At 65.5% G+C, this 13,289-nt stretch carries 16 protein-coding genes; 11 read left to right on the top strand and 5 right to left on the bottom strand.

What is annotated here, in order from left to right; all coding sequences use genetic code 11:
* Positions 1-8: 8 nt before the first annotated feature.
* Complete coding sequence (locus tag QCE63_RS25970) at positions 9-281, bottom strand: hypothetical protein (RefSeq protein WP_309837076.1); 273 nt, start codon at positions 279-281, stop codon at positions 9-11.
* Positions 282-455: 174 nt separating this feature from the next.
* Here QCE63_RS25970 and QCE63_RS25965 point away from each other — a divergent pair, with 174 nt between their 5' ends.
* Positions 456-1,088, top strand: a complete 633-nt coding sequence (locus QCE63_RS25965) for a TetR/AcrR family transcriptional regulator (protein WP_309837074.1) — start codon at positions 456-458, stop codon at positions 1,086-1,088.
* A gap of 8 nt (positions 1,089-1,096) precedes the next feature.
* Complete coding sequence (locus QCE63_RS25960; RefSeq protein WP_309837073.1) at positions 1,097-1,924, top strand: AraC family transcriptional regulator; 828 nt, start codon at positions 1,097-1,099, stop codon at positions 1,922-1,924.
* Positions 1,925-1,926: 2 nt separating this feature from the next.
* Here QCE63_RS25960 and QCE63_RS25955 read toward each other — a convergent pair whose 3' ends face one another.
* Positions 1,927-2,364 carry a DUF2000 domain-containing protein gene (locus QCE63_RS25955; protein ID WP_309837072.1) on the bottom strand — a complete coding sequence of 146 codons (438 nt, stop codon included), beginning with the start codon at positions 2,362-2,364 and terminating at the stop codon, positions 1,927-1,929.
* A 189-nt stretch (positions 2,365-2,553) separates the two neighbouring features.
* On the opposite strand from QCE63_RS25955, the gene QCE63_RS25950 reads away from it, so the two are divergent.
* The 8 genes from QCE63_RS25950 to QCE63_RS25915 all read left to right on the top strand — a co-directional run bounded on the left by QCE63_RS25950 (position 2,554) and on the right by QCE63_RS25915 (position 10,052).
* Positions 2,554-3,639: an alpha/beta fold hydrolase gene (locus QCE63_RS25950; RefSeq protein ID WP_309837071.1), complete on the top strand. Its 1,086-nt coding sequence runs from the start codon at positions 2,554-2,556 to the stop codon at positions 3,637-3,639.
* A gap of 229 nt (positions 3,640-3,868) precedes the next feature.
* A complete protein-coding gene (locus QCE63_RS25945) occupies positions 3,869-4,861 on the top strand; it encodes a hypothetical protein (protein WP_309837069.1) in 993 nt (330 codons plus the stop codon).
* Positions 4,862-5,075: 214 nt separating this feature from the next.
* A complete protein-coding gene (locus tag QCE63_RS25940) occupies positions 5,076-5,834 on the top strand; it encodes a flagellar brake protein (protein ID WP_309837068.1) in 759 nt (252 codons plus the stop codon).
* Positions 5,835-5,917: 83 nt separating this feature from the next.
* Positions 5,918-6,259, top strand: coding sequence for a hypothetical protein (locus tag QCE63_RS25935; RefSeq protein WP_309837067.1), 342 nt, complete (start codon positions 5,918-5,920; stop codon positions 6,257-6,259).
* A gap of 13 nt (positions 6,260-6,272) precedes the next feature.
* Complete coding sequence (locus QCE63_RS25930; RefSeq protein ID WP_309837065.1) at positions 6,273-6,734, top strand: hypothetical protein; 462 nt, start codon at positions 6,273-6,275, stop codon at positions 6,732-6,734.
* Between the two features lie 110 nt (positions 6,735-6,844).
* A complete protein-coding gene (locus tag QCE63_RS25925; protein ID WP_309837064.1) occupies positions 6,845-7,516 on the top strand; it encodes a MarC family protein in 672 nt (223 codons plus the stop codon).
* Positions 7,517-7,555: 39 nt separating this feature from the next.
* Positions 7,556-9,289 (top strand): L-arabinonate dehydratase, encoded by a 1,734-nt coding sequence (gene araD / locus QCE63_RS25920; RefSeq protein ID WP_309837063.1) that lies wholly within the window; start codon positions 7,556-7,558, stop codon positions 9,287-9,289.
* Between the two features lie 7 nt (positions 9,290-9,296).
* Positions 9,297-10,052: a ribonuclease activity regulator RraA gene (locus tag QCE63_RS25915; protein WP_309837062.1), complete on the top strand. Its 756-nt coding sequence runs from the start codon at positions 9,297-9,299 to the stop codon at positions 10,050-10,052.
* Here QCE63_RS25915 and QCE63_RS25910 read toward each other — a convergent pair.
* Positions 10,030-10,614 carry a histidine phosphatase family protein gene (locus QCE63_RS25910; protein ID WP_309837061.1) on the bottom strand — a complete coding sequence of 195 codons (585 nt, stop codon included), beginning with the start codon at positions 10,612-10,614 and terminating at the stop codon, positions 10,030-10,032. The genes QCE63_RS25915 and QCE63_RS25910 overlap by 23 nt on opposite strands.
* A gap of 112 nt (positions 10,615-10,726) precedes the next feature.
* Positions 10,727-11,650 carry an NAD(+) diphosphatase gene (gene nudC, locus QCE63_RS25905; protein WP_309837060.1) on the bottom strand — a complete coding sequence of 308 codons (924 nt, stop codon included), beginning with the start codon at positions 11,648-11,650 and terminating at the stop codon, positions 10,727-10,729.
* Positions 11,651-11,825: 175 nt separating this feature from the next.
* Here nudC and QCE63_RS25900 point away from each other — a divergent pair, with 175 nt between their 5' ends.
* Positions 11,826-12,530, top strand: a complete 705-nt coding sequence (locus tag QCE63_RS25900; protein WP_309837059.1) for a glutathione S-transferase family protein — start codon at positions 11,826-11,828, stop codon at positions 12,528-12,530.
* On the opposite strand, the gene QCE63_RS25895 is transcribed toward QCE63_RS25900, so the two are convergent.
* Positions 12,531-13,238, bottom strand: coding sequence for an MgtC/SapB family protein (locus QCE63_RS25895; protein ID WP_309837058.1), 708 nt, complete (start codon positions 13,236-13,238; stop codon positions 12,531-12,533).
* Between the last annotated feature and the right edge of the window lie 51 nt (positions 13,239-13,289).

Here is a 13,289-nt window from a genome sequence, read left to right as displayed (position 1 = left end):
GAGCAGACTTACTTCGCGGAAGCGGTGTTGATCGAGCGGGCGGACTCGGCCGGCAGCACCGAAGTCAACACGTTCGACGGCACATGCTGCGCCTCCTCCTGCGACACCGCTCCAACGAACTTCCATCCGCCAGGCAGCTTGACGAAGGTATAGCCGGTCGGCTGATCGACGAAGACGGAATAGGGCGCGGGCGCACCGCTGTTCTCGGCAAAGGCGGGTGCAGCGGCGAACGGGCTCGCGACCAGCAACGCGACGGCCAGCGTGGACAAGGATTTTTTCATGACGACACACTCCTGAAATTTGAACGGGCTGATTATGTAACGATCGATACACATATTTGACCATCCGGACGGGACGGCGTCCAGTTATTTTGTTATGATCGACACATAATTCAGAATTGCGCTGTGCGCAGGAATGACGCGCGGGGCAATCCGGTTGATACAGCGGAGCGAGACATGTCGTCACTGGCTCATCAAACGCAACTCAAGACGCGCGGCCGTCCGCGCAGCTTCGACCGCGAGACGGCGCTCCGGCGCGCCATGGAAGTGTTCTGGTCGAAGGGTTACGACACCTGTTCCATGGCCGATCTCGTGGACGCCATGGGCATCAATTCCCCCAGTCTCTACGCGGCGTTCGGCAGCAAGGAAGATCTGTACCGCGAGGCGGTCGAACTCTATGTCGCGGCCGAGGGCGGCGCGGCGCTGCGGAATCTGCAGGCGCACGAATCCGTGCGCGACGGCCTGCGAGCCATGTTCCGCACCAGCACCGAGCTGTTCACCGGCACGTCGCATCCGCGTGGCTGCATGATCTTTCTCGGCGCGATGTCGGTGGGCGCCGAACACGCGCAGTTGCGCGCCGAGTTGCAGAAGCTCCGGCGCAAGGTCGCGAGCACGGTCGCGGCGCGGCTCGCGCAGGCGGTCGAATCCGGCGAACTCGACGCCCGCACCGATGTCCCGGCGCTCGCCGCGCTGTGCATGACGCTGTTTGCCGGTTTGTCGATTCAGGCGCAGGACGGCGTGCGCAAGCCGGCGCTGTTCGCCGCAATCGATCAGTTCATCGGCACATTGCCGCTGCGCGTAAAGCGCTGAACACCCTCATGAAGCCGACGCCCAAGGCCGACACCCAAATCTGGCGCGCGCCCGAACTCGGCGCGGAACTGTTGCGCGGGCGCTTCGCGGACTTCTCCTACGACGTCCACGCCCACGACACCGCGTGTTTTGCGCTGTTGACGGGCGGTGCGATCCGCATCCGCATGCGCGGCACGGAGTTCGTCGCGCAACGCGGCGACCTGTACGCCATCGACGCCGACGAACCCCACGCCGGCTGGCCGGTGGACGAAGCAGGCTGGACGCAGCGCACGTTGTACGTCGATGTCGCGCATCTCCGCGCGCTCACCGGCGACGCGCGCGCGGCGGGGCGGCCGGGCGGCGTCGTCGGGCCGATCATCCGCGATCCGGCGTTGTGCGCGGCGCTCTTCGACGTGCATCGGTCGTCCGAGATGCACGGTCCGTCGCTGCAACGCGACGAACGCTATCTGGCGTTCGCGGCGCGGCTCGTCGGGCGGCATCTGAAGGAGGGCGCGGGCATTGCCGTCACGCCGCGCGAGCCGCGTGCGGTCGCGGCGGCGCGCAGTTTTCTGGACGAGCGTATCGGCGAGCAACTGCATCTGGAGGAGATCGCGGCGGCGGCGGGGCTGCCGCCGTTTCGACTGTTCCGCGCCTTCAGCCGCGAAACCGGCATGACGCCGCACGAATACCAGCGCCAGGCCCGCGTGCGCCGCGCGATGCAGATGATCCGTCGCGGCGGCGCGCTCTCGGATATTGCCGCCGCCACCGGTTTTGCGGATCAGGCGCATCTCACGCGCACCTTCCGTCGCATGCTCGGCGTGACGCCGGGCGCGTACAAGATCGCCACGCGGACCTGAATCTATTTGAGCAAACCGAGATTCGCGACCGCCTTGCTCACCGGCTTGCGGTCGCCGATCAGCGCGAGTCCGACATAGCGCAGCTCCCCGGTAACAACACCGGCGACGGCCTCGCGAAACGCGCCGTAGTCGGTGGTTTGCTGCCCCTGCACCGGGAAGGTGACGACGTCGCAGGCGGCGGCGATCGCCTTGTCACGGATCGCCGACAACGTGTCCTGATCCGCCCCGAGCACCGCGATGCCGATCGGTATGAGACCGGGATGCGCGCAACCCGAGGCATCGACGAGCGCTTCGCCGACCAGCGCCGGATGACGCTGCCCGACCGTCAGCGCCAATACGGCCGCTGCATTGGCCGCCTTGCCCGCGGGCAGGTCCTGGTCGACCACGATCACGCAACGCTGCGGGCGCGCCGGCTGATCCGAATGATTGGCTTCCGTCACGAACAGTCCTCTTTCATCGATAAAGCCCGGATCATGCCCCGGCGCGTGCGGGCAGGTCTTGAATCCTGTTGCACGCCGGCGTTTGCCTTACGTTCTTGACTTTCCATTCCAATACGCGCAAGCATGAACAGTCGCGCGTTCAGCGCGGCGTTCGTGCCTGTACGTAGTCCCTACTTACATTTTCGAACGATGGTGACGCGCCCGCCCACGCCCCGCCAGCACATCCGTCTCTGCACCGCGAGCGACGGCGTACACATCGCCTATGCGGTGTGCGGCTCGGGTCCGCCAATCGTCAAGGCCGCGAACTGGCTCAGCCATCTGGAACTGGACTTCGCGAGTCCGGTCTGGAGCCATCTGATGGTCGAACTGTGCGGCCGTCATACGCTGATCCGCTACGACCAGCGCGGCTGCGGCCTCTCGGACCGCGACGTCGGCGAAATCTCCTTCAATGCGTGGCTGCACGATCTGGAAACGGTGGTCGACGCGAGCGGCCTCGAACGCTTTCCGCTACTGGGCATCTCGCAGGGCGCGTCCATCGCGATTGCCTACGCGGTGGCGCATCCGGAGCGCGTTACGCATCTCGTGCTGCACGGCGGTTATGCGCGCGGACGGCTCAAGCGCACCCGCGATCCGGCCCAGCAAGAGGAAGCGGAAATGCTCGTGAAGCTCGCTGAACTGGGCTGGGGCAAGCAGAATCCCGCGTTCCGCCAGTTCTTCACGACGCAATTCATCCCGGGCGGCACGCCGGAACAGCATCACTGGTTCAACGAACTCGAACGGCTCACGACCACGCCCCGCAATGCGGCGCGCATCATGCGCGTGTTCAACGAGATCGACGTGGTGGACCTGCTGCCGCGCGTGCAGTGCCCGACGCTCGTGCTGCATGCGAGCAATGACGCACGCGTGCCTTTCGACGAAAGCCGTCTGCTCGCCGGCCAGATTCCCGGCGCGCGCTTCGTGCCGCTGGAGAGCGAGAACCATCTCTTGCTGGAAACCGATGCCGCCTGGCGGCGCTGGCGCGAGGAAGAGCGGGCTTTCCTGCCGTCGGCGCAGGCGGACGATCCCGCGTTCGCGACGCTGACCCCGCGCGAGCGGGATATCGTCGAGTTGCTGGCGGGCGGACGCGACAACGCGCAGATCGCCGCGCGTCTGGCGCTGAGCGAGAAGACCGTGCGCAATCACATCACCAGCATCTTCGCGAAGCTCGAAGTCGAGAATCGTGCGCAGGCCATCGTGCTGGCCCGCCGCGCGGGCTTCGACGCACCCTCCGCCTGACCGGTCCGGGACACCGGTCCCGGGTTTCCGTGTCCCATGCCGTCTTTCCCGGTCGCCGTCCGGGACCTGCGCCTCATGTGCGACTGCGTCCATCTGCCGAGAATGCTCCACAGAACGGAGACGCGACGATTCAAGATTCCACCAGCCGATCTGTTCATTCCCGCCAGGCCGTTTTTTTTGCGCCGCCTGCCTGCCCTGATCGACACTGAATCATCCGGAGTCCGCACACATGAACGCCGTTCTGAACGAAACCTCACAACACGCCATGCCCCGCAGCACGCAACAGCGCTATGCGAAGTGCATCGAAGTGTCCCGCCGCATCCGCTGGGATATCGATCAGGACGTACTGCGCGGACGTCATTTCGATCCCGCCCATACATTCATGCCGCATGGTCTCAGCGAGGTGTACCGGTTGCCGTTCCTGAGCGCGTCCGAACACCGGCTGATGTCGCAAGTGCAGGGCCGGACCTACGCGAACATGTTCGGCATGATCGAGCGCTTCATCGGCGCGAAGATGCTCGAAGTCGGCCGCGAGCATGCGCTGTCGGACCAGACGGCGCTCGAAGCGATCGTTCGCTTCACCGACGAGGAACTGAAGCATCAGGAACTGTTCCGCCGCGTCGAGGCGCTCGCGGCCGAGGCGCTGCCGCCCGGCTATCGCTTCGTCCCGGATGCGGACGACGTCGCGCGTTTCGTGCTCGGCAAATCCACCTGGTCGATTCTGGCGCTGACGTGCTGCATCGAGATCGTCACGCAGGTGCATTACCGCCAGAGCATGGAGAGCGACAGCAGCCTGTCGCCGCTCTTCAAGGACATCTTCCTGTTTCACTGGAAAGAGGAGTCGCAGCACGCGATCATCGACGAACTGGAATGGATGCGCGAGGACGCGCGCATCGGCGCGGCGGAACGGGATGCCGCGATTGGCGACCTGATCGATCTGGTTGGCGCGATCGACGGCATGTTGCAGGCGCAGGCCGCCGCCGACGCGCATTACTTCGTGATGCAACTGGATCGCGCGCTGTCCTCCGATGAAGAAGCGCGTGTGCATGCGGGTTTGCTCGATGCGTATCGCTGGCAGTACATCGTGTCGGGCGTGGACGAACCGCGGTTCGGCGAAATCCTCGGTCGCGTCATCAACGAAGCACACGGTGAACGGCTCGGCGCGGCACTCGCGCCGTTGCGGCGTCGCGCGCTGACCAGCGAAGTCGACAAGCTGATGTGATGTATAGGCCGGGCACGACGCCCGGCCTTTCTCATGGGCGAAAGCAAACCGTAATAAATGGGCTTGACCAAGCCGCAAAACGCTGAATTGGCGGTGAAATCTACTTGTTACCGGCCTTCTGGCCGCGTTTTTTTTAGTGCACCATATGCCGTATGAGGGTTTCGCAGTAGCATGCTGTCCGCTGTCCCAACACCGATAACTAGATTGGATCACCATGCTCGCCGAGTCACTGCCGCATACATCCGACATCGAGAAATTCGCCGAAGACCACGAACGCTTCGCGCGACAAATCCCCGCCGAAATATCCGTCGTCCTGCGTAATCTCGTGTTGCGCCGCGACATGCTCACCGTCACCAGCCCGCACGGGCAAATCGTCACGCAATTGCTCGAAGTGGACGCACGTGAGGCGCGCATCGTGTTCGACTGGGGCGGCGTCGAATCCGACAACCGCGCGCTGCTCGAAGCCAGGCAACTGTATTTCAAGGCCGCGCCCGAAGGCGTCCGGGTGGAGTTCACGACGCAGGCGGCGCGCGCCGTCGAATACGAAGGGCGTCAGGCGTTCGAGGTCTCGTTTCCCGAGAAGCTCTATCACTTCCAGCGGCGCGAATACTTCCGCGTGCCGACGCCGATTCTCGATCCCTACTACGCGAAAGGCGCTTTCGCCGATGGCGCGGTGTTCCGCTATGAAGTTCACGACCTGTCGCTCGGCGGGATCGCGCTGCGCATGGATGCGCCGCGTCTCGCGGAAACCGGGATCGGCACCGTGTTCCAGGACGTCGTGCTGCATCTGGGACCGGGCACCATGTTGTCGATCGATATCGAACTCGTCTCGCCGCGCAGTGTGACCACGCCGCGCGGCGATGTGCGTTATGTCGTCGGCTTCCGCTTCACGCGGCTCTCGGGCGCGGCGGAAAGCGTATTGCAGCGGCTCATCACGCGCATGGAAGCCCGGCGCCGCAGCCTGTCGGCTTGATCGATCCGATCATTCGGGTTTCGCTTCCGGCGCGGCACGCATCCATTGGTAAAATGCGTGCCTCCTTCACTCTGACGTGACGCATGCTTCGTCGAGCCTGGCGCGGAGAAGAGCGCTTCTGGAAAATCTGGTGGTTGTTTGGCGTGCCCATTCACCTCGCGTGGTGGTTCGTCTATCTCGACCTCTGGGCCAGCGGCATCTCTCCCGAACCCTTCCTGCTGCTGACAGTCTGGTTCTGGCCCGCCATGCTGGGCCTGTTCGCGGCCTGCTCCGCGCTGTATCTCCTGTGGTGCGCGCTTGCGTGGCGCTGCGCCGGCAACGTCAACAACCGCATCTGGACGGTCATCGCGCGCGTGCTGATCGGCGTGGGGCTCGGCTCGTTTTTCACCGAATGCGCGCTGGTCCTCATGGCGCCGTTCGCTTGACCACGGAGACAGGATGAACTGGAGCAGGCTTTTCGCCGGCATAGGGCTCGCTGCGACGCTGGCGCTTCCCGCCGCCAGCTTCGCGCAAGGCGCACAGACCGAAACCGATGTCGATGCCCGCATGGACGCGCTGTTCGGCGCGCACGAACCGTATCGGGCGTTCTTCGAGCGCTTGCAGCATGCAGTAGCGGCCGGTGACAAAAAAGCCGTCGCGGAGCTGGTGTCGTATCCGGTCGCGGTGCATCGCGCGGGCACGGAAACCACGCTGCGTACCAAGCGCGAGTTCATCGCGCGCTATCCGTCCATTTTCACGCCGACACTCGTCGATATCGTCGCGCGGCAAAAGTACGCGGCGCTCTTCGTGCGCGACCAGGGCGCGATGATCGGCAACGGCGAGATCTGGTTCGGCGGCGTCTGTCGCGACAAGGCGTGCAAGCAGTCCGACGTAAAAATAACCGCCTTCAATCTCGACTGAGTTTTCCGGCGACGGACGTTTGTCTGGCGCAGCGCGTTGCTCGACGTGCACAATGTCCCGGCTTGCACGAGCGTGATTCATAACGAACACACACGCGGACCACGACGCCCATGCTCAACGAATTCGCCAAGACGGTTCTTGTGATCGTCGCCGGGCTGTTCCCGATCATCAACCCGCCGGCCACCGCGCTCGTCGTGCTGAGCATGCTGCCGCACATCAGCGACGCCGACCGCGCCGACCTCGCCCGGCGCATCGCCATCAACAGTTTTGCGATCCTGCTGGCTTCGCTGTCCATCGGCGCTTATGTGCTGTCGTTCTTCGGCATCTCGATTCCGGTGCTGCGCGTGGCGGGCGGGCTGGTCGTCGCGATGGCGGGCTGGACGCTGCTCCAGGCCCCCGACGCCGACCCCGACGATCCCGCCGACACCGCGCCCAAGCCGCGCAGCGGCGCGTCCTTGCGCGCCAAGGCGTTCTATCCGCTGACCTTGCCGATTACCGTCGGACCGGGCGCGATCGCCGTTGCGATCGCGCTGGGCACCGGCTCGCCGCGCCACGGCCTGCAGCCGGTGCATCTGGCGGGCGTCAGCCTCGGTCTGCTGATCCTGTGCGCAAGCATTTACGTGTGCGTGCGCTTCGCTGGGCATCTCGAAAGGCTGCTCGGCACGGTTGGCACGCAGGTGGCCGTGCGGCTGTTCGCCTTCGTGATCTTCTGCATCGGCGTGCAGATTCTCTGGCTCGGACTCTCCGAACTGCTCGCCTCCGTGCCGCTCAAACTTCACTAGACGGCTCACGGGATATCGCCGCAAAAGAGGAGACACCGCTTGACCACGCATCGCAAGAAGCCGGAAGAGCTGCGCAGCCATCGCTGGTATGGCGTGAACGATCTGCGCTCGTTCGGCCATCGCTCGCGCACCGCGCAGATGGGGTATCACCCGTCGGACTACCTGGGCAAGCCGGTCATCGGCGTGCTCAACACGTGGAGCGAGATCAACTCGTGCCATACGCACTTCCGCCAGCGCGTGGAGGAAGTGAAGCGCGGCGTGTGGCAGGCCGGCGGCTTTCCGGTCGAGATGCCGGTGATGACGCTCGCCGAGCCATTCCAGAAGCCCACCACCATGCTGTACCGCAATTTCCTCGCGATGGAAGCCGAGGAAGTCCTGCGCTCCTATCCGTTCGACGGCTGCGTGCTGATGGGCGGCTGCGACAAGACCACGCCCGGCTTGCTGATGGGCGCGATCAGCATGAACCTGCCAGCAATCTTTCTGCCCGCCGGCCCGATGCTGCGCGGCGACTGGCAGGGCCGCACGCTCGGCAGCGGCTCGGATACCTGGAAGTACTGGGCCGAACTGCGCGCGGGCAAGATCAGCGAGGACGAATGGAAGGGCGTCGAGAGCGGCATTGCGCGCTCACCGGGACACTGCATGACGATGGGCACCGCCTCGACGATGACCAGCGCCGCCGAAGCGCTCGGCCTGACCTTGCCGGGCTACGCCTCGATACCGGCGGTGGATTCGCGGCATGCGCAGCATGCGTCGCTGACGGGACAGCGCATTGTCGAGATGGTGTGGAGCGACCTGAAGCCGTCCGACCTACTCACGCCGAAGTCATTCGACAACGCCGTGACCACGGTGCTGGCGCTGTCCGGCTCGACCAATGCGATCGTGCATCTGGTGGCGATTGCACGGCGCGCTGGCGTGCCGCTCACGACCGCCCGTTTCGACGAGCTGGCGCGCGTGACGCCCGTGCTCGGCAATATCCGGCCGGCGGGCGCGTACCTGATGGAAGACTTCTTCTACGCGGGCGGCTTGCGGGCCTTGCTGGCGGAGCTGGGTCCGCTGATCGACGGCACGCAGCGCACGGTGAATGGCCGCACGCTGGGCGAGAACCTCGCGGGCGCGGAGATTTTCAACGACGACGTGATCCGCCGCCGCGATAACCCGCTCGTGCCCTGCGACGGCCTCGCGGTGCTGACGGGCAATCTCGCACCGGATGGCGCGGTCATCAAGCCGGCGGCGATGGAAGCGCGCCTGCTCAGGCATCGCGGCCCGGCGATGGTGTTCCGCGATTACGCCGACATGGCCGCGCGCATCGACGACGAAACGCTCGACATCAGCGCCGATTCCGTGATCGTGCTGCAACACGCGGGGCCGGTGGGCGCGCCGGGCATGCCGGAGTGGGGCCAGCTGCCGATCCCGCAGAAGCTGCTGAAACAGGGCGTGCGCGACATGGTCCGTATCTCCGATGCGCGCATGAGCGGCACGAGCTATGGCGCCTGCGTGCTGCACGTGGCGCCCGAATCGTTTGTCGGCGGGCCGCTGGCGCTGGTGCGCGACGGCGACATGATCGAACTGGACGTGCCGGCGCGGCGTCTGCATCTCGCTGTAAGCGACGACGAACTCGCCGCGCGCCGGGCCGCGTGGCAGCCGCCGAAGCGGCCGTTCGAGCGCGGTTTCGGCGTGATGCACCAACTGCACGTGACCCAGGCCGACAAGGGCTGCGATTTCGACTTCCTGGAACAACTGCCCGCCACGCCCGACGAACCCGACATTCACTGATCCCGCCATGACCCAGACCATCGCCATTTCAGACGAAACGCTCGACCTGCTGCGCCATGTCAGCACCGCGACGCTCACGACCCAGCTCTTCAAGCGCGGCCTGCGCAATGTCTTCCTGCAAGGCGTCGCGCCGCTGGTGAAGCCCGCAAACGGCGCGCCGAACATGGTCGGCCCGGCGTTCACGCTGCGCAATATTCCGGCGCGCGAGGATCTGGACCACGTCGGCGTGTTCCAGAACCCGGATCATCCGCAGCGCAAGGCGGTCGAAAGCGCGCCGCCCGGCAGCGTGCTGGTGCAGGATTGCCGTGGCGAGCGCGGCGTTGCGTCGACGGGATCGATTCTCACGATGCGTCTCAAGGTGCGCGGCGTCGCCGGGATGGTGTCGGACGGCTGCGTGCGCGACAGCGGCACGATCGGCGATGTCGGCCTGCCGCTGTTCTGCGCGGGCGCGAGCGCGACGCTCAATCTCGCGAAGCATCACGCCGTGGACATGGACGTGCCGGTGGCGTGCGGCGGCGTGGCGGTGTATCCGGGCGATATCGTCGTCGGCGATGTGGATGGTGTGGTGATCGTGCCGCGTCACATGGCCGAGGAGGTCGCACGGGATGCGGCCGAGCAGGAACGTCTGGAGGAATTCCTCGCGGCGCGCGTGGCGGATGGCGCGGTGCTACGCGGCACCTATCCGCCCGACGAAGCGACGCTCTCCGCGTACCGCGAATGGTGCCAACAGCGCGACCAGGCTAGGGCAACAGATTCCACTTGACGATGGCGCGCACGTCGCGCTCGAAACCGAGCACGCTCATCGCGGCGGTGTCCATGGTCAGATGCGCGCCCAGTGACGGCGAACCCGTCGCCCATTGCGCGCCGAAGACGCGCGAGAAATGCGCGTGCGAGAACAGCGCGATGTGCCGCGCGCCAGTGCCGAGCAGCGTGTCGATGAGCGCCTGCGCGCGCCGGCCGACATCGGCGAGATTTTCGCCCTGCGGAATGGGCGAGGTCCACACCGACCAGTCCGGAATCTCCTGGCGGATATCCGGCGTCTTGCGGCCTTCGTAGATGCCGTAGTTCCATTCGTGCAGATTCGGCTCGACCCGCGCATGCTCGCCCAAACCGGCGAGCTTGCAGGTTTCGATGGCGCGGCTCATCGGACTGGTCAGCACGAGATCGAAAGGCTGTGACGCCAGCAGCGGTTCAAGCGCGGCCGCCTGTTTGCGGCCTTCGTCGGCCAGCGCGATATCGGTCGTGCCGGTGTGCTGGCCCGACTTGCTCCATTCTGTTTCACCATGCCTGATCAGCCAGATCTGGACGCCGTCTTTCACGTTCATGTCGTTCACCCGGTGTCTGATTAATGTCCTTGCTTGCGCTTCTGCATGCCGCGCCGCAGCCCCGGGCATTCTGCACCGAACGCCCGGCGCGCGCCGCGAACGTGCGCGCCGTTCAATCCAGCTCGCCAGCGGCGAAAGCTTTCAGCAAGTGATGCGCGATGGCAAAAGGCTTGGGCGCCGAGAGTCCTTGCGGATGCGTGCCGTCGAGCATGCCGGCCACTTCGGCGCGCGTGAACCAGCGCGCGTCTTCCAGTTCCTTTTGATCGACGACGATCTCCGTTTCGGTCGCACGCGCGAAGCAGCCGATCATCAGCGACGATGGAAACGGCCAGGGCTGCGACGCGTAATAGCGCACGTCCGTGCAGCGGATGCCCGCTTCTTCGAGTACTTCGCGATAGACCGCGTGCTCGAAGGTCTCGCCCGGTTCGATGAACCCCGCCAGCGCCGAATACATACCGGGCAGGAACTGCGGCTGACGCCCGAGCAGGCAGCGTTCGCCGTCCGTCACGAGCATGATGACGACAGGATCGACGCGCGGAAAATGCTGCGCATGGCAATGGCCGCAGATGCGCCGCCAGCCGGCGCCGGCGGAATCGGTTGGCTGGCCGCAGTTGGCGCAGAAACCGTGGCGGCGATGCCAGTCGAGCATCGAACGCGCTTCGCCGAGTGCGCTGATCATGAGTGGCGAAACCAGTCCCTGCATCGCGACCGGACGCAGCTCGACCGCTTCGACGCCTTCGCCCGCCAACTCCGCCGCGCCTTCTTCGAAGGACCGCGCGAACAGCGAGCGCCGGTCCGCCTCACGCCCGAGAAACACGCTTTGCAGCGGCGTGCCGAAGCGGGCGGCCTCGCGGGTATCGAACAAGGGATCGTGTCCGTTTGCGCGCTTGAAGAGCGGCACGTTGTTCACGAACAGCAGGAAACGCGTGGCGGGATCGTCGCGCAGCGTGGCGACGAAGGCGTCGTCGTCACGCTTCTGCGACACGCGGTCGAGCGGATCGAGTGTAAAACCGATGGCATGAGGCGGCGTGGGCATAGTATTTTTCGAGCGTGTTGTGCGTAGTGCGCGCGGGGTGCGGACATGCCGCAAGCCGTGCGTCCATGGGACGGGAAGCGGCAAGGCCAGTCAGGCATCGTAGCGGACTTGGCGCGTCCGTGCAGGGCGTCGCCTGCCGCCCCGTCGTTTGCTCAAGCCGCCTGCGGAGACGCCGATGATCACCCTTTATTCGTATCCCGGGCTGTTCGGCCTGGAAGACAACAACCCGTTCGGACTGAAGGTGTTCGCGTTCCTGAAACTGTCAGGTCTGCCCTTCGAGCTTCGTCATGTGATCGATACGAGCGCCGCGCCGCGCGGCCAGTTGCCCTATCTCGTCGATGGCGATACGACCATCGGCGACAGCGACAGCATCATCGCGCACCTGAAGCGGCGCTACGCGCTGACGCTCGACGATCCGCTGACGCCCCCGCAACACGATCTCGACCTGCTGGTCCGCCGCACGCTCGACGATCTCTACTGGGTGATGTCCTACTCGCGCTGGCGCGACGACCGTTACTGGCCGCTGTTCCGCGCCGCGCTTCTGGCGGCGCTGCCGGACGCCGATCCGGACGTGCTGGAGCACGCGCGGCACTACAACTTCGAGCGTTACCGTTATCAGGGCATCGGCCGCTACGAGCCGGATGATGCGTATGCGCGCGGCATCGGCGACTTGCAGGCCGTGACGAACCTGCTGGCGGACGGACCGTTCATGTTCGGCGCCGCGCCCGCGAGCATCGACGCGGCCGTGTATGGCTTCATCGCGAACATCCTGTTCTATGACATCGATACGCCGCTCAAGCGCTTCGTCGTTTCGCAGGCCAAGCTTGTCGAGCACTGTCACGCGATGCGCGAACGCATGGGACAGAGCCGTTCGCCGTAATCATTCGGGAGCCGTCTCCACGCTCTTGCCCGACCAGCTGATGCTCGACACGCCGCGCTCCATGCTCATGCGGCTTGCCATGCGTTCGAGCCGGGCCTGATCCTTCGGATGCATGCGCACGGTCGCCGTCACGCGCACGCGCGGCGGCGCGTCCTCGATGTCTTCGCTCGTCAGGCTCAGGAAGGACAGCGGTTGCGCATCCATGGCGTTCGAAAGTTGCGTGCGGATATGAATCTCGTCTTCCTGCCGCCCGATGACGGTCAACACGTACTCGCGCACGAAATCCGCGCTGGACACCGGCGTCGCGTTGATCATGCGGCTCACTTCGCGCAGCACGGTGTTGGTGACGAGCACGATGCCCGTGCCCTCGATGGCCGGCCCGTAATGCCCCGACCCGCACAACACGCCGACGGCCGCCGAACACCACAGCGTCGCCGCCGTGTTGATGCCTTGCACCGAGCCTTTCTCGCGCATGATGACGCCGCCGCCGAGAAAGCCGACGCCCGACACCACATACGCGGCGATCTGCGTGACGCCCGCGACGCCGTTGCCCGTCAGCACGCCGAGCGTGACGAACAGGCAGGCGCCGCTGGCGACGAGCGTGATCGTGCGCAGTCCGGCGGTGCGCTGGCGCAGTTGCCGTTCGAATCCGATGGCGACGCCGCAGGCGAACGCGGCCAGCAGCCGCAAGGTGAAGTCGAGATGCATCGGTCAGAAGGCCGGGTGCTTTCCGGGAACAAACCGGCAAGGATTGCACGC

The organism is Caballeronia sp. LZ065, from assembly GCF_031450975.1.
In the GTDB taxonomy this organism is placed as follows: Bacteria; Pseudomonadota; Gammaproteobacteria; order Burkholderiales; family Burkholderiaceae; genus Caballeronia.
Note: the sequence above shows the minus strand (reverse complement) of the source record. Positions and strands in the feature narration are given on the sequence as shown.